The sequence below is a fragment of the Micromonospora sp. DT229 genome (assembly GCF_049844505.1).
GTDB lineage: Bacteria > Actinomycetota > Actinomycetes > Mycobacteriales > Micromonosporaceae > Micromonospora.
Genome location: NZ_JBNCLD010000006.1, coordinates 264,668 through 280,115, shown reverse-complemented (window position 1 = coordinate 280,115; position 15,448 = coordinate 264,668). Strand labels below are relative to the sequence as shown.

General features: G+C 70.8%; 17 protein-coding genes and 1 tRNA gene. 10 read left to right on the top strand and 8 right to left on the bottom strand.

Features of this window, described 5'->3' with window-relative positions; translation table 11 throughout:
* Positions 1-9: 9 nt before the first annotated feature.
* Complete coding sequence (locus ACLQ2T_RS12435) at positions 10-1,215, top strand: sporulation protein (protein WP_425766154.1); 1,206 nt, start codon at positions 10-12, stop codon at positions 1,213-1,215.
* Between the two features lie 109 nt (positions 1,216-1,324).
* On the opposite strand, the gene ACLQ2T_RS12430 is transcribed toward ACLQ2T_RS12435, so the two are convergent.
* Positions 1,325-1,699 carry a hypothetical protein gene (locus ACLQ2T_RS12430; protein ID WP_425766153.1) on the bottom strand — a complete coding sequence of 125 codons (375 nt, stop codon included), beginning with the start codon at positions 1,697-1,699 and terminating at the stop codon, positions 1,325-1,327.
* Between the two features lie 550 nt (positions 1,700-2,249).
* On the opposite strand from ACLQ2T_RS12430, the gene ACLQ2T_RS12425 reads away from it, so the two are divergent.
* A complete protein-coding gene (locus ACLQ2T_RS12425) occupies positions 2,250-2,651 on the top strand; it encodes a hypothetical protein (RefSeq protein WP_425766152.1) in 402 nt (133 codons plus the stop codon).
* Positions 2,652-2,814: 163 nt separating this feature from the next.
* Here ACLQ2T_RS12425 and ACLQ2T_RS12420 read toward each other — a convergent pair whose 3' ends face one another.
* From ACLQ2T_RS12420 to ACLQ2T_RS12410, 3 genes are all read right to left on the bottom strand, one after another.
* Positions 2,815-5,037: a HelD family protein gene (locus ACLQ2T_RS12420; protein WP_425766283.1), complete on the bottom strand. Its 2,223-nt coding sequence runs from the start codon at positions 5,035-5,037 to the stop codon at positions 2,815-2,817.
* A 222-nt stretch (positions 5,038-5,259) separates the two neighbouring features.
* Positions 5,260-7,122: a tetratricopeptide repeat protein gene (locus tag ACLQ2T_RS12415; RefSeq protein WP_425766151.1), complete on the bottom strand. Its 1,863-nt coding sequence runs from the start codon at positions 7,120-7,122 to the stop codon at positions 5,260-5,262.
* A 57-nt stretch (positions 7,123-7,179) separates the two neighbouring features.
* Positions 7,180-7,653, bottom strand: a complete 474-nt coding sequence (locus ACLQ2T_RS12410) for a MarR family winged helix-turn-helix transcriptional regulator (RefSeq protein WP_425766150.1) — start codon at positions 7,651-7,653, stop codon at positions 7,180-7,182.
* Between the two features lie 50 nt (positions 7,654-7,703).
* Between ACLQ2T_RS12410 and ACLQ2T_RS12405 the strand changes: the two genes are divergently transcribed.
* Complete coding sequence (locus ACLQ2T_RS12405; protein WP_425766149.1) at positions 7,704-8,225, top strand: VOC family protein; 522 nt, start codon at positions 7,704-7,706, stop codon at positions 8,223-8,225.
* Positions 8,226-8,292: 67 nt separating this feature from the next.
* Entirely contained in the window at positions 8,293-9,132 is an 840-nt protein-coding gene (locus ACLQ2T_RS12400) for a hypothetical protein (RefSeq protein WP_425766148.1), read from the top strand.
* 112 nt (positions 9,133-9,244) lie between these two features.
* Here ACLQ2T_RS12400 and ACLQ2T_RS12395 read toward each other — a convergent pair whose 3' ends face one another.
* Positions 9,245-9,424 (bottom strand): DUF4236 domain-containing protein, encoded by a 180-nt coding sequence (locus ACLQ2T_RS12395; protein WP_425766147.1) that lies wholly within the window; start codon positions 9,422-9,424, stop codon positions 9,245-9,247.
* 245 nt (positions 9,425-9,669) lie between these two features.
* Between ACLQ2T_RS12395 and ACLQ2T_RS12390 the strand changes: the two genes are divergently transcribed.
* On the top strand, positions 9,670-10,281 hold the full coding sequence (locus tag ACLQ2T_RS12390) for a flavin reductase family protein (protein ID WP_425766146.1): 612 nt from the start codon (positions 9,670-9,672) through the stop codon (positions 10,279-10,281).
* Between the two features lie 22 nt (positions 10,282-10,303).
* On the opposite strand, the gene ACLQ2T_RS12385 is transcribed toward ACLQ2T_RS12390, so the two are convergent.
* Both ACLQ2T_RS12385 and ACLQ2T_RS12380 read right to left on the bottom strand, forming a co-directional pair.
* Entirely contained in the window at positions 10,304-10,759 is a 456-nt protein-coding gene (locus ACLQ2T_RS12385; RefSeq protein WP_425766145.1) for an RrF2 family transcriptional regulator, read from the bottom strand.
* 61 nt (positions 10,760-10,820) lie between these two features.
* Positions 10,821-11,714: a helix-turn-helix transcriptional regulator gene (locus ACLQ2T_RS12380; RefSeq protein WP_425766144.1), complete on the bottom strand. Its 894-nt coding sequence runs from the start codon at positions 11,712-11,714 to the stop codon at positions 10,821-10,823.
* Between the two features lie 191 nt (positions 11,715-11,905).
* Here ACLQ2T_RS12380 and ACLQ2T_RS12375 point away from each other — a divergent pair, with 191 nt between their 5' ends.
* Entirely contained in the window at positions 11,906-12,682 is a 777-nt protein-coding gene (locus ACLQ2T_RS12375) for a glucose 1-dehydrogenase (RefSeq protein ID WP_425766143.1), read from the top strand.
* Between the two features lie 93 nt (positions 12,683-12,775).
* Here the strand turns inward: ACLQ2T_RS12375 and ACLQ2T_RS12370 are convergent, their stop codons facing one another.
* Positions 12,776-13,207 carry an SsgA family sporulation/cell division regulator gene (locus ACLQ2T_RS12370; protein WP_007457244.1) on the bottom strand — a complete coding sequence of 144 codons (432 nt, stop codon included), beginning with the start codon at positions 13,205-13,207 and terminating at the stop codon, positions 12,776-12,778.
* 373 nt (positions 13,208-13,580) lie between these two features.
* On the opposite strand from ACLQ2T_RS12370, the gene ACLQ2T_RS12365 reads away from it, so the two are divergent.
* From ACLQ2T_RS12365 to ACLQ2T_RS12350, 4 genes are all read left to right on the top strand, one after another.
* On the top strand, positions 13,581-14,183 hold the full coding sequence (locus ACLQ2T_RS12365) for a TIGR02611 family protein (RefSeq protein ID WP_425766142.1): 603 nt from the start codon (positions 13,581-13,583) through the stop codon (positions 14,181-14,183).
* Between the two features lie 50 nt (positions 14,184-14,233).
* Positions 14,234-14,305 (top strand) — tRNA-Val (locus ACLQ2T_RS12360).
* A gap of 128 nt (positions 14,306-14,433) precedes the next feature.
* Positions 14,434-14,817: a hypothetical protein gene (locus tag ACLQ2T_RS12355; RefSeq protein ID WP_126712264.1), complete on the top strand. Its 384-nt coding sequence runs from the start codon at positions 14,434-14,436 to the stop codon at positions 14,815-14,817.
* On the top strand, positions 14,814-15,341 hold the full coding sequence (locus ACLQ2T_RS12350) for a DUF6036 family nucleotidyltransferase (RefSeq protein WP_425766141.1): 528 nt from the start codon (positions 14,814-14,816) through the stop codon (positions 15,339-15,341). Before ACLQ2T_RS12355 ends, ACLQ2T_RS12350 begins: the two co-directional genes overlap by 4 nt.
* The last annotated feature ends 107 nt before the right edge of the window (positions 15,342-15,448 follow it).

Sequence of the window (15,448 nt, the reverse complement as noted above, 5' to 3'; positions counted from 1 at the left end):
GGAGTACCGATGGTCTTCAAGAAGATGTTGAGCGCGTTCGGGGTGGGCGGTCCCAGTGTGGACACCGTCCTGGCCAATCCGCACACCCGGCCAGGGCAGCCCCTCGACGGCCAGGTCAACCTGTCCGGCGGGGAAGCCCCGGCGAACATCGAGCACATCGCCGTCGGTCTGGTCACCCGGGTCGAGATCGAGAGCGGCGACAGCGAGTACGCCGGGGTCATGGAGTTCTACCGGCACCCGATCAGTGGGTCCTTCCAACTGGCCCCCAAGCAGCAGCTGTCCATCCCCTTCCAGCTGGTGGTGCCCTGGGAGACCCCCATCACCGACGTGTACGGCCAGCGGCTGCGCGGCATGACGATGGGGCTGCGTACCGAGCTGTCCATCGCGCGGGCGGTCGACAAGGGTGACCTGGACCAGGTCAGCGTGCACCCCCTGCCGGTGCACGAGCGCATCCTGGAGGCATTCCTCCAACTCGGCTTCCGGTTCAAGGCCGCCGACCTGGAGCGGGGTCGCATCCACGGCGTACAGCAGACCCTGCCGTTCTACCAGGAGATCGAGTTCTTCGCCGCTCCGCAGTACGCGCAGACCATCAACGAGCTTGAGCTGACCTTCGTGACCAACCCGCACGGTGTCGACGTGGTGTTGGAGTGCGACAAGCGCGGCGGTTTCCTCAACCCCGGCCACGACGTCTTCGGGCGCTACCAGGTCTCGCACGCCGAGGCCGAGCGCCCGGACTGGGTGCAGGTGGTCGACGGCTGGCTGGGCGAGACGGTCGGCCGGTACGGCAGCATGCGGGCCCAGAACTTCGGTGCCCCGCAGGGTTACGGCCCACAGCCGGGCTACGGCGGCGCGCCCGGATACCCGCCGGGCTACCCCCCGCAGGGGGTGCCGCCGCAGGGCTACCCGCCGCAGGGCTACCCGGCCCCGCACGCCGCCCAGGGCTACCCCCAGCAGGGGTACGGCGCCCCGCAGGGCTACGGTGCTCCCCCCGGGTACGGCCCGCCCAACAAGTACGGCCACCCGCAGCAGCACCGCAGCGGCCCCGGCATGGGCGGCATCGTGGCCGGCGCGGCGCTCGGCGCCATGGGTGGCATGGTGGCCGGTCACATGATCGGCAACGCCCTGGAGGGTGGCGAGGAGGAGATCGCCGAGGCCGCCGGTGACTTCGGTGGCGAGGACTTCGGCGGTGACTTCGGAGGCTTCGAAGAGTTCTAGGAGCCGATGCTCCCGTACTTCAGGCGACAACAGACGGTGGCCCTCCGGGAAGATCCCGGAGGGCCACCGCGCCTGGGGTCAACGCCCCGTGCGGGCACATGGATGCCCATCAACGTCCTCGGTTCCGCTCCTTGGCCGAACGCTTCTCGCTACCGGCCTTGGCCAGACCACGGCTACCCAGGTAACCCAGCGTCAGCAGGGTGATGAAGAACCACGCCTGGCCGGGGTTGTTCAGGTTCAGGCCGTTGGCGGTCGTGCCGCGCCAGAAGGCGGAGACCACGACAAGGGTCACCGCCGCCGCGTAGATCCAGAATTCCGTCGTCAGGAACGCCTGCTTGGTCTCCGTACCCGGCGACGGCTGCGGCTCCCGATGGCCGTCGTACGCCTGCATCGGCCGAGTAGGTGCCTCGTGCATGGCCTGACGACTCTGTACGTCCTGCGCCGGACGGTTCATCGGCCTGGTGGATGCAGCCTGCGTGCTCATCTGTCCTCCTCAGGATGCGATGAGTCCTGCGATCCCTCGCCCCGCTACCGCGTGTCGGCCACGGCACGGTTCGCGTACTGGCGGGGGCACCAGGGGTCTACCCGGCCCCTCACCGGCAGTAACCCCGGATTCCCCGGCCGGACCCGGCCCAGCGTGATCCCCGCCCTCTTCCTATGCGGATCGGTGAAACGTCCGATTTGCGCCGACGGTGGAGCTGTCCCCGCTGACCGATTCGTCCGCACCCCGGCCGACCTTGTCCTGCACTCCGGGCCGACCTTGTCCTGCGCCCCGGCCGAGTTCGTCCTGCGCCCTGGCCGAGCCTGTCCTGCACCCCAGGCGGGGTAAGTCCGACACACCCTGGCCGAGTTAGTTCACGCAGCAAGGCGTTGGTGGTCAGGGAGCTGCCAGGTGAACTCGGACAACCTGGCCGAGCGGCTTCGTCGGGCACCCTGGTGGGTTCGTCCGGCACCTCCGGCGGGAGCGGTGCGGGTTTGTCCGCCCGGTCACCGGGCACTCAGCGAGATCGACGCGTTAGCGAGGTGATTGAACCATGCGTGAAGACGATCTGCGACAGGACGCCGCCCGCCGGGCCGAGGAGCGACTCACCGCCGATGTGTACGGCGAGGGTGCCCTGGACGAGGTGACGGTGCCGCCTACCGATGTGAACAGCGCCATCCAGCGCGACGACCCGGATGATCCGGCGAAGGTACCGGTCGACCCGAACGTGCTGCGTGACGGTGGCCCCACCCGCGGGCAGGGCGCGATCACCACGACCGGGGGCACAGCAGGCCCGGCCAGCGTGCGCCGGGTGGCCCGCCAACCGGAGCGGCACCGGGGCAAGGTGGCCCCGACCACGACGGGTGACGCCACCACCGGTGGCCTGAGCACCCCACGCGGCGGCCCCACCAGCGACCAGTCCACCCCCTCCACCCACACCGGCAACTTCGACTAACCCGCCCACCCACCCCACCCCACCCCACCGGGCCCCCACCCCACCCGCCCAAGGGCGTTGATCATGAGGTTAGCGGCACCCTGAAGATCGACCACTGCCGTTAACCTCATGATCAACCGGGCGAGACGGGGTGGGGGTGGGGGTGGGGTGGGGTGGGGTGGGGTTAGGGGGTGGGGGTGAGGGTGGTTAGGTGTTGGGTGGCTCGGGTCAGGGCTACGTAGAGGTCGCTGGGGCCTCGGGGGGACTCGGCGACGATCTGGTCGGGATCGACCACGACGACGGAGTCGAATTCCAGGCCCTTGGCCTCGGCGACGGTCAGGATGACCACCCGGGACTCCAGGTCGGGTTGTTCGCCGATGGTGGCCTCGGGGAGGGCGGCGGTCACCACGGCGCCGAGTTCCTCGACCCGGGTAGCCGGCACGATGACTCCCAGTCGACCATCCGTGAGAGCGGCGGCCTCCGCCGTGACGACCTCGACCAACTCCGCCGCGAGCAGGTCCGCCGGGACCCGGCGGGACACCGGGGTACGACCGCTGGAGCGCACCGCCCGGGGTGGCCGCAGCGCCGGATCGATCTGGGCCAGCACTTCCGCGGCGACCGCCATGATCTCGGACGGGGTGCGGTAGCTGACGGTCAACTCCGTCAGCCGCCACCGGTCGGCCACGTAGGGTTCCAGCGCCTGCGCCCAGGAAGGGGTGCCGGCCAGGGCGCCGGTCTGCGCCACGTCACCGACGATGGTCATCGACCGGCTGGGGCAGCGGCGCATCAGCAGCCGCCAGGCCATCGGCGAGAGTTCCTGCGCCTCATCGACGATCACATGACCGAAGGCCCAGGAGCGATCGGCCGCCGCCCGTTGGGCGGTGGTCAACCTGTCGGCCTCCTCCTGACGTTCCAGCAACTGGTCGGCGTCGAGCAGGTCAGTGACGCCGAGGATCTCGCCGCCTTCGGCCTCGTCCTCCACGTCGATCGACCGGGAACCCCGGGCGATCTCCAGGACCCCCTCGGCGTACTCGCGTTGCAGGGCGCGCAGCCGTTCCCGGCGGGCGCTGGCGGCCCGGTCGTCCTCGCCGAGCAGCTCTGCCGCCTCGTCCAGCAACGGCACATCGGCCGGGGTCCACCCGCCCGGTTCCCGGTGCAGGGCGGCCCGCTCGTCCGCGGTGAGCATCGGCGCGGCGGTGGCGATCCGATCGGGGTCGGCGTACAGGTCGGCGAGCAGCCGCTGCGGGGTGAGCACCGGCCACAACTCGTCCAGGGTGGCCCGTACCTCGGGCTCCTCGCGCAACTCCCGACGGAGCTCGGCGAGATCCGCCTCCTCCAGCAGGTTCTCCCCGCCGAGGGGGTCGGCGCCGATGCGCTCGGCGACCTGGTCGGCCAGCGCATGGATGACCTCGATGTCGAACACCGCGCGGGCCAGATTGTGCGGCCGACCGCTGCGGCGGGCCCGCTCCCGGGCTTCCTGCACGGTCGCCGGGTCCAGCACCAGGATCTCCCGCTGCGGCAGTTCGATCTCCAGCGGTTCGTCGGGCACCCGCTGCCGGTCGCGTACCGCGTTGGTCAGGACCTCGACCATCACCGGCCGGCCCTTCACGGCGGCCGTGGTGGGCGGCTCCACCCGCCGCGCGTACACCCCGGGGAAAAGATCAGCCTGGGTACGCAGCAGCACCCCGGTCTCGGCCAGGGCGGGCAGCACCTGGGAGATGTAGCGCAGGAAGGTGAGGTTCGGCCCGACCAGCAGTACGCCCCGGGTCGACAGCTCCCGCCGGTGGGTGTAGAGCAGGTACGCCGCCCGGTGCAGGGCCACCGCGGTCTTGCCGGTGCCGGGGCCACCCTGCACCACCAGCACCCCGGGCAGGTCGGCACGGATGATCCGGTCCTGCTCGGCCTGGATGGTCTCGACGATGTCGCGCATCCGCCCGGTGCGGCCCGCGTTCAACGCCGCCAGCAGGGAGGCCTCGCCGGTCAACTCCTCGTGGGCGGTGGGGGAGGCGGTGTTCAGGTCGAGCACTTCGTCGTTGAGGCCGATCACCTTGCGCTGCCGGGTACGCAGGTGCCGGCGGCGCCGGATGCCCTGCGGGTTGGCGGCGGTGGCCAGGTAGAAGGCGCGGGCAGCCGGGGCGCGCCAGTCCATCAGCAGCGGATCGTAATCACCCTCGGTGTCGAAGATGCCGATCCGCCCGATGTAATGGCGCTCACCCTCGTCGGTGTCCAGCCGACCGAAACACAGACCGTTCTCCACGGCCGAGAACTGCTCGACCTGATCGGCGTACATGCGTACCGCGCTGTCGCGTTGAGAACGGGCCTGCAAGGTGCCACCGGTCACCCGCAGTTCCTCGGTCAGCCGCTGCGACGCCTGCTCCCGCAGGTCGTCCAGGCGCTGGTAGAGCATCGAGACGTACTCCTGCTCGCGGCCGATCTCGTCGTCGGACGGCGAACCGTCGGAGTGCCTTGACAATCCGTCTCCCAATTGATTAGTCTCCGAGGTAAGAACGGCTTTTATCAGCCGTTCTTTTTTGTTGCCCAACGGGTAAAGATACCTCCCCGCAGGCCGCCGGAACCAGCCGCCGGCCCGCCGGCACACCCGCGTCGGCAGCGGGCGGGCCGGTGACCGTCAGCCACGCTTCGTGCAGACCTGCTCCGAGCGGGCCACCACCTCGGTGGACCAGGCCACCGCCACGGTGAAGCAGTAGTCGAGGCTGCGGTTCAACCCGTAGACGACGAAGCTGTCGGTGCCGGCGGGCAGATCGGCGAAGGGGCTGGGTGGCTGCCCGGCCCGGCCACCGGAGACGATCACCGGTCCCTCGCTGCCGGCCGGGTACTCCCAGCTCAAGGTCACGCTGTCCCGGTTGTCGCGCAGGGTGAGCCCGGTGGGCGGGGCCCCGGGGGAGGCGGAGGCCTCCGGCGGTGTCGTCGTGGTGGCCGGCGCACTGCCGACGGTGCCACTCGGGGCCGGCGCACCGGGTTCGCCGCCGCCGACCTGGGACACCCCGGCGATGACGGCGGCTGCGCCTACCAGCACCACGACCACCCCGGCCGCGACGATCGGCACCATCCGGCGGGACCGATCGGGGGCGGCGGCGGGGGCGCTCCGAGGCATCGGCACCGGGAGCAGCCGCGAGGGCGGCCCGGACTGTGGCGGCTCGTCCACCCGGCGAAGCCGGTAGACCCCCGGGGCCTGCGGCGCCGGCCCGGTAAGGCCCACCACGCTCGGCGGCACCGAGGTGGTGCGCTCGGGATACGGGTCCGCAGATGCGGCCTGGTAAGGGTCCGGAGATGCGGCCTGGTAAGGGTCCGGAGACGCGGCCTGATACGGGTCTGGAGATGCGGCCCGGTAGGGATCCGGGGACGCAGCCTGGTAGGGGTCCGAAGGTGCGGCCTGGTAGGGGTCCGGGTTGTGCGGGGGGTCCGGGTACGGATCCGGTTCGGGCTGCTCGGGGGGCGCTGTCCACCAGTCGTGCGGGGGGCCGGCCGGGCCGTCGGCGGGCTGGCGGGGGGTGGGGACCGGGGAGGCGGCTCCGGCCGGGTGGTAGCCATGGCTGGGGTGGTACCCCTCGGCGGGGTGCTGCTCCTGGCCGTGGTGCGGGCTGAGCGGATCAGGGGACGCCGACCATCCCGAGTCGCCGGAGGCGGGATCGTCGGCCAGCCAGGTCGGGTCGGTTCCCGGATCGGTGGTCGTCGGCGGGTCGGCGGGCCACTGTGGTGCCGGTGGGGCGTCGCCCAGGGGTGGGACCCGGGCGGCCGGCACTACCGGGTCCTGAGTGCTCACCGGCGGGTTGTCGGCGCAGACGTGATCCGGATTGGCGGCGGCCCGGGACAGGGCCGCCACCTGGGCGGTCAGCGGGTCGTCCGGGGCCAGGTGCTGGCGGCTGAGTTCGCGGGCCAGGGCCAGGTTGTCGTGGGCCTCCGTGAACTGCCCACAGTCGCGTTGCATAGCACCGAGCCGGGCCAGCATCTTGATGCCGCTGGGATGGCCGTCGCCGTACACCTCGCGGTGCAGTTCCCAGGCGTCCTGAAGGCGGTCGCGGGCGACCTGGCACTGGCCCCGGGCGTACTCCACCGTGGCCAGGTCGGCGTGGGCGGCGAGCACCCGCAGTGCCTCGGGACCGTCCGTCGCGGTCAGTTCGATGATGACGTCCTGGTACAGCCGGGCGGCCCGGGACCAGCTGCCGACCCGGTGCAGCACCGCCGCCAGGGTCGCGGCGGCAGCCACCGTACGCGGGTCGGAACGGCCGTGCAGAGCGGTGCTGGCGGCGTACGCGAAAGCTGCCCAGCCCCGCGCCGAGTGCGGCTCGCCGAGGGCGACCAGGACCCGGGCGTGCAGGCCGGCCGCCTCGGCCAGCTCGGGTGTGGCGTTGGCCGGACGCGGGTCGGCGCCGGACAACGCGTCGGCGAGCAGCCGTTGGGCACCGACGAGATCGCCGGCGGAAACCAGGTCGTGAGCCTGATCAGTCAGTTCACCGAAGCCGGAAGGCACGCCCCATCGTGCGCATTCGACGACGTTATGTACAAGTCCCGCGCCTTGGCGGTTCGGTCAGGATCCGGTCACGTCCCGGCTCAGGTGATCGTTGAGCGCCTCGCTGATTCGGCGTAGTTGATCCACCTGAGCTGGGCTGAGGGCGTCGAACAGGTGTCGGCGTACCCCTTCGACGTGGCCGGGGGCGGCAGCGGCCAGGGTGGCGAAACCCTCGTCGGTGAGCCGGGCGATCTGCCCCCGACGGTCGGTCGGGCAGTCCTCCCGGCGTACCCATCCGGCGGCTTCCAGCCGGGTCACGGCGTGGGACAGCCGGCTGCGGGAGGAGCCGGTGGCGTCGGCCAGTTCGCTCATCCGCAGTCGACGCTCGGGCGCCTCGGAGAGGCGCACCAGGATCTCGTAGTAGGCGTGGGGCATCCCGGCGTCGCGTTGCAGTTCGCGGTCGAGGGTGTCCATCAGGGCCCGGGAGGCGGCCAGGAACCCCCGCCAGGTGCGCTGCTCGTCCTGATTCAGCCAGCGGGTCATGACCACCATCATAGTCCGGGTAGTTGAACGTTCAACCAAATCGGGCTAGCGTCGGTGACATGGGAATTCACCGTCTCAACCACGCCGTGCTCTACGTCAGCGACCTCGACCGCAGCGTCACCTTCTACCGGGAGGTGCTGGGCTTCCGCCTGGTCCCGATGACCCCGAAGGGCTTCAGCGGTGCCGCCTTCCTCCAGGCGCCCGGCTCCACCAACGACCACGACCTGGGTCTGTTCGCCATCGGCGCCCGGGCCGGGGCCTCGACCGCCGGGCGCGCCACCGTCGGGCTCTACCACCTGGCCTGGGAGGTGGACACCCTCGACGAACTGGCCGACACCGCTCGGCGACTGAGCGCGGCGGACGCCCTGGTCGGAACCTCCGACCACGGCACCACCAAGAGCCTGTACGGCCGCGACCCCGACGGGCTGGAGTTCGAGGTGGTCTGGTTGGTACCGGCCGACCGGCTGGACGCCGCCACCCTGGCCGCCCGAACCCGCATCGGTCGGCTGGACCTGTCGGCCGAGATCGCCCGCTACGGCGGTAGCACCCGGGGCGGCGTCGGGATCTCCGTCCCCGCCTGACCCCCACCCGAGGCGTTGCTCTCGCCCTGGCCGCCGTGCCGCCGGGGCGGTGGGGTAGAACGGGAGGGTGGTGGGTCTGTGGGTCTGGGAGCGGTATCTGGGTGGGTGGCTGACCGGGGCCCTGGGGCGGGCCCGGCGGGCCACCATCGCGATCGGGTACGCCGGTGCGGATGTCGGCCCGGCCGAGGCCGCCCTGCGGGTGGTCGGCGAGCACGCCCACCGGCTGGGCGGCTGCCGGCTCTCCGTGCTGGTGCTGGCCGACGGCACCGAGGACCTGCCGGCTCGCCTGGGTGCCGTCGAGGCCAAGCTGCCGCCGCAGGTGGCGGTGCACCTGATGCCCGGTGCGCCCAACCAGTTGCCGGTGGCGCTGCGGGCGGCCGGGGCCGCCGGTGCCCCGGTGCTGTCCTACCTGGCCGCGCCGGGTCCGGTGGACCCGGCGGCACTCACCGCCTCGGCCGGTGGGCGGCCCGCCGAGGTGCTGGTGCTCTCCGGTGCGGACACCCCCTTGCGGCCGGCCCTGGCCGATGCCGGGTTCCCGCTGGCGACCGAGGTGGAGTGGGCCGACACCGGTGGGCGGATCGGGTTCGGCACCGGCTCGGACCGCAACCTGGAGACGTTCAAGGAGACCCTGTGGGCCGCCGGTGCCGCTCTCCGGGACCCGCAGGGCCTGCCGCTGCGGCCCGACTCGCCGGTGGACACCGCGCCGCTGGGCGGTGCGCTGCTGGCCGAGTTGACCCGGCACGGCCCGCGTACGGTCACCGAACTGCGCCGGTACGCCGTCACCGCCACGGCCTACCGGGCGGTGGACGCGGTCCGGGCGCTGACCGGGTTACTCGACTCGGGGCAGGCGAGCCGTGACCCGCAGCAGGGCCGCCTCGGTGGCGACGTACTGATCACCGCGGTCTGACCCGACCGGCCTGCCGGCAGCCATGATGCGGGCGGGCCGGTTCGCCTCCGCCGGACACGCAAGTGGGGCGCCGGTGAAAACTCCGACGCCCCACTTTCGACTGCGAGAACTCTCACGACCGGGATTTGTCCTGTTTCCACGACAGCGCGCCGGGTAGGTCAACCCTGTGCGCCTTGGCTCGCGAGTTCCACGACCAGCGTCCGAGCTTGATGCTCCAGGACGAGAATCCGTTCTGGGTGAAGTTCAGGATCAGCGGCCCGAACTTCTTGCGCTTGCGGTACATCAGACCCATGACGGGCCTCCCTTCGTCACGTCCCCTGCGCGCTCGAAGATGCCCGTAACGCCGATCCGGCAAACGCCGCTGGTCTCCACTGGAGGCCGTCGCCTCGCCACAACCCGAATATCCCATTTATCAGATGGGTTATGCGGATCAGTAGATACTGGTTGGATCGGTGTTGTGCGGAGCCAGCGGCATCTGTCTCACATTTTGAAGGTGTCGCAGGCTCGCCCGACCCCGCGCACCGGAGAGGATTCCCCATGCAGCACCCCGTACCTCTGCGCGAAAGCCACCCCACCCTGCCGATCCGCGACCTGGACGGCGGTGTGACCACCGCCGGGCGGGACCGGGTGGACCAGCTGCGACCGGTGGACCAGGAGTTGTTCGACACCCTGCGGCACCGGCAGGTCGCCATGGTCGCCGTGGTCACCGCGGTGGCCCGTAACACCCGGTCGGCCGGCCTGCGGGAGCCGCTGCGAGCCGGATTCACCGCGACCAGCTTCACCACCGTGTCCGTACGCCCGCCACGGGTGTCGTTCTGTTACGACACCACCACCCCGGTCGCCGCCGTGCTGGACCGGGCCGAGCACGTGGGGGTGCACCTGCTGGCCGCCAACCAGACCGAAGCCGCGGCCGTCTTCGGCACCGTCGGGGTCGACCCCTTCGCCGCGTACCCCTACTGGGAGTCCGGCCCCTTCGGGCTGCCGCTGCTGACCGGGGTACCGGGCCGGATGCTCTGTCGGGTGGTGCACCGAGTTCCCACCGGCGACCAGACGCTGGTCATCGCCGAGCCGCTGGCGCTCTCCGTCGGCATCGACGGTGACCCCCTGCTGCACCATCGCGGCAGCCACGCCACGGCGACACCCCGCTGACCAACGACTGCCGGGGCGTGGATCAGCGCGGCTCCCAGGCGTCCGGTTGGGTGGTCAGCCGCCGCACATGGGCCGGCAGCCGCCCGCTGATCACGTCCGCCAGGCTGACCTCGTCGACCACCCGCCGCAGCGCGGCCCGGACCGCCACCCAGAAACCCGGCAGGTGCTGCGCCACACCCTCGTAGCTGGTCTCCTCGGGGCGCATACCCCGGACACCGGCCAGGGGGCCCTCCACCGCCCGCAGCACCGCGCCGACGGTCACCTCCCGCGGTGGCCGGGCCAGGGCGTAGCCGCCCTCCGCCCCGCGCTGGGCCCGGACGATGCCGGCCCGCCGCAGGTCGGCCAGCACCGCCTCCAGGAACTTGCGCGGCATGTCCTGCTCCGCGGAGATGGTCTGAGTGGACAGCAGGGCCGGGTACGCGGCCGCCAGGCTCAGCGCCGCCCGTACCGCATAGTCGCCACGCGCGGAGATCTGCACCCTGCCATCATGCCCAATCCACGCCGATCGCAGGGCCGTCGGGCCCAGCCGATCCTGGCTGTCACCCCTGGTGGATGTCGGTCTGCGTGTCGACCGGGGGACGAGGGCGGATCACCGGGCCCGGCCCGGGACGGTCGCGGGCGGCCCGGAAGGAGCCGGGGCTGACCCCGACCTCGCGGGTGAAGAACCGGCCGAAGTTGGTCGCTTCGCTGAAGCCGAGTTGCCGGCCGATCTGGGCGATCGGTTCGTCCGTGGCGGCCAGCAACCGGCTGGCCTGGAGGGCCACCCGCTCGTCGACCACCTGTTTCGCGCTGCGGCCGGTCACCGCCAGGCAGGCCCGGGTCAGCGTACGCACCGAGCAGCCGAGCCGGTCGGCGTAATCCTCGACCCGGCGACTGTGCTGGTAGCCCCGCTCGACCTCCCGGCAGAACCGGCGGAAGGTGACCTCCTCCGGACGCGACTCCTGCCGGCGACCGTCGGAGGGCAGCATGGTCAACCGCAGCAGCAGCACGGTCAGTTGGTGACGCAGCAGACTGCGGCCGGCGGGGGTGTCCCGGTGCCGTCGAGAGTCCACCGTCAACTGAGTCACCTCGTTGATGACGGCGTCCTCGTCCTCACCGGCCAGCTGGAACCAGGTCGGCCCCTCGTCGAGGGCCACGTCCAGCCCGCGCAACGCCTCCGGATGCCAGCGCACCACGGTGGCGTCCAACTCGGGCAGCGCACACCGCAGCACCTGGCCGGGGCGTACCCGCAGCAGGGTGCCGGGTCGGCAGGGCAGCGGGCGGAAATCGACCTCGGTGTACCCGTGGCCGCTGGTGGTCAGCACGACCAGCTCCCGATCGAGCAGCACCGGCCGCCGCCACCGTGGGTCGGGCGCCAGACTGCCCAGGGTGATCGTCTCGATATCGCCGGTGGGGTCGAGCGGGGCGGGGGAGAGGTGATCGGAAGGGACCATCACCTGCGACGTTAGCCCGCGCGTCGGCGGTATGCATCTTCTCCGGCCGGTGCGTCCGCATTCTCCTGCCGGGTTGTCGGGTCCGGAACCGACGACTAGGTTTCCGATCGGTAGCGATCCGACCGCGTGGATGTTCGCGTGGTCGCCGATCGCCGGTCCCGGCCGCCAGGCCGACTCGCGAGAGGATTCCCATGACCGAGCTGTTCTCGGTTGACGGCAAGACCGTCCTGGTCACCGGCGGATCGCGGGGGATCGGGCTGATGATCGCCCGAGGCTTCGTCGAGGCCGGGGCGGAGGTGATCATCTCCTCCCGGAAGGCGGAGGTGTGCCGGGCGGTGGCCGAGGAACTGTCCGCCCACGGCAGGTGTACGGCGATCCCCGCCGACCTGGGCAACGACGAGGGAGCGCAGGCGCTCGCCGAGGCGGTACGCCAGCGGGTCGACCGGCTAGATGTGCTGGTCAACAACGCCGGAGCGACCTGGGGCGCACCACTGGAGGAGTACCCGCAGAGCGCCTTCGACAAGCTCTGGGCGGTCAACGTCAAGGCCGTGTTCCGGCTGACCACCGCACTGCTGCCGGCCCTGCGGGCCGCCGCCACCGACGACGACCCGGCCCGTGTGATCAACATCGGTTCGATCGACGGTCTGCGGGTGCCCTCGATGGAGGTGTACGCCTACTCGGCCACCAAGGCCGCGGTCCACATGTTGACCCGCAGCCTGGCCCACCAGTTGGCCGAGGAACGGATCACCGTCAACGCGATCGCCCCCGGCCCCTTCGAGAGCAAGATGATGGCCTTCGCGCTGGAGGACCCGGGATCGCGGGCCGCCATCGAGGCGCAGGTGCCACTGGGACGAATCGGTCGACCGGAGGACATGGCGGGCACCGCGATCTACCTGGCCTCCCGGGCCGGCGCGTACCTGACCGGTGCGGTGATCCCGGTCGACGGCGGCATCACCACCCACGGCTGAGGGGCTACGCGGGTCGCGTGGGTCCGCGTACCGCTGGACATGCCAGGGCCGCGCGGACCCGGAAGGTCTGCGCGGCCCTTGCGGTGATCGTGGTCAGCGCCCGGCGAGCAGCCGGTTGACCGCCGTGTCGACATCCAGGTGCTCGGCCTCGCGGCCGCGCGGGACGACGACATAGGTACGCCGCAGGAACCGCACCAGTACGCTGCGCGGCACCTCGAACAGGGCGTTGCCGTCCGGCGACGACAGCGCCAGCGCGACGAAGTCGCCGCGCGGGGTGGCCCAGGGCCAGACCCGGACATCCCCGATGCCGGCCGGTTCGTCCAGGCCGGTGACCAGCAACTCGCGGGCGAACGACCAACTCACCGCCTCGCCGCCGGCCGATTCGGCATGGAACAGGACATGGACCGCATACGGATCAGCAGGGTCGTAACGCAGACTGGCACGCACCGGCAAGGCGGTGGCGTCAGGCGCGACTAGCCTTAGCGACGTCTCGACCTCAACGGTCGTCGGTCGGATGACACTCATGGACGTTCTCCCCCCGGCACCGCGTGCGGAACGCGCGTGTCCCGCTTTTCCCATACTCAGCCGCTACTCCTGGCTACGCTCCGCCATACGCTGACTTCACCCAGTGGTGGGAAGGGGGTCGGAAAGGCCACGAGAATGTGAAAATTCATCTAGGATTTCCGGTTCTGCCCAGTGCGTAGATCCCGCCCGGCATCGGGTGGTTCAGTCGTCGACTTACTCCGGTAACGTCCAGTCGGCCGTTGCAGTGACGGGCGCGCGCGACACTGGGGTCAGGAAATGGTCGTTGAGCGATCCTCAGTGGATCCCTCGGCGCGGCGGATCCGTCGAACGTCGCGGTCCGCGAGACGAACAGCGGGGGTACGGGGTGCCGAAAATGCAGGGGGGCCAGCGCGGTCGGCCGACGGCCGAGCGTGAGCCGACAGCCAATGATCGGACCGGTCGTAACGCGCGTCGCTACGCCAACGGGCCTGGTCCCGCCCGACGGGGCAACCCTCAGCTCAGGCAGGATGACCGGGGGCCGACGGGCCGGGCCGCGAGCAGTGAGGAGAGGGACGTCACCGTGTCGGACCGACGTGACCCACCCCGCTGGCGGCGCCGGGTCTCCACCACCCTCGCCCTGATCCGAGCCAACCCCACCGGCCGCCTGGCCCTGCGGATCATCATCGCGGTCCTCGGCGCCCTCGTCGTCGCCGTCGGAATCATGCTCATCCCGCTACCCGGCCCCGGCTGGCTGATCGTGATCGCCGGCCTCGGCATCTGGGCCGTCGAGTTCCACTGGGCCAAACGACTGCTCGCCTTCACCCGCCGCCACGTCCACGGCTGGGCCAACTGGGTGAAACGCCAGTCACTGCCCGTACGCGCCGCCCTCGGTGCGGTCGGCCTGGTCTTCGTCGCCGCGGTGGCCCTGATCTCGATCAAGCTGAGCCTCGACATCGACGTGATCGCCCAGGTCCTGCACTACTTCGCGACCCACTGACCCCGGGTTCGCGGTCCCGTCGCGCGATCGGGTAGAGTCATGCGCGCTGAGGGCGATTAGCTCAGCGGGAGAGCGCTTCGTTCACACCGAAGAGGTCACTGGTTCGATCCCAGTATCGCCCACGCAAAAAGAGGCCCGGATCACATTGATGATCGGGGCCTCTTGTCATTCTTGATAGGTGCGGCTACGCACGGGCTGGCCGTCAACCTGTCGGCGGGCGTACCGGCCCAGGGGTGTGAGGAGCCGAGTCGTGGTGCGGAGGTACGAACCGCTGACGGTGGCACGGTTGGGTGCTCTGCTCGCCGACGCTGATGAGACGCGACGCTGGCGGCTGGTGGCAGAGTTTCTTGAGGAGTACCGCTGGGAGCCATCGGAGAGGCGTGCCGCCCTGTTGCAGCAGGAGCCATCCACCACTGGCGACGAACACTGGGACGTGTTCTTGGCGGCGTTGACGGAACACTTGGCGGCCAAGGACGGGCGTGGGGCACCGTCATGGGTCGAGACACGCTCACTGCGGCGATTCTGGTTTCCCTTCAATACTCGCGCTGCTCGGGTTGACGCGGTGGTCCATGCCCCAGCGGCTTTCCGTCGTCGTGGCGTGTTCGTGTCAGCGCAGGAGCTCAACGTCGCATGAGCGCTGAAGACCCACTGCTGGACCGCGCGGTGATCGAGGATGCCTTCCGTCGACTCGGAGAACGGTTGCACCGGCGTGGCGTGGTGGCTGATCTCTACATCTTCGGCGGAGCAGCCATGGCCTTGGCCTACGACGCACGACGGGCGACTCGTGACATCGACGCCGTCTTCCAGCCGCATGGCGTCGTGCTCGACGAAGCTCGCGCGGTAGCCGATGAGCTCGGCTTGCCGCACTGGTGGCTCAACGAACAGGCGAGCGCTTACGTGGCTCCCGGCGGCGATACGACAGCCCCCCGCGTCTTCGACCATCCTGGCCTTCGGGTCGCGGCAGCCTCTCCGGAACATCTCCTGGCCATGAAGGTACTCGCCGCGCGACGCCGGGACGCTGACGACATCCGCTTCCTGATCGAGCACCTCGGGCTGACCACCATCGAACAGATCCTCGATCTCTGCGCGGAGATCTTCCCCGATGAGGCGGTGCCGGACCGGGCGAGACTTGTCCTCGAAGACGCCCTCGGCATCTGATATCCAATACCCGTGGCAGCCATCGCGCTGTCCGCGTGGCTCACCAAGACGCGTCAAGGCCGCACGGCAGCCTGCACCGCCCGCTTTATCGGCTGGACGAGGCAGCC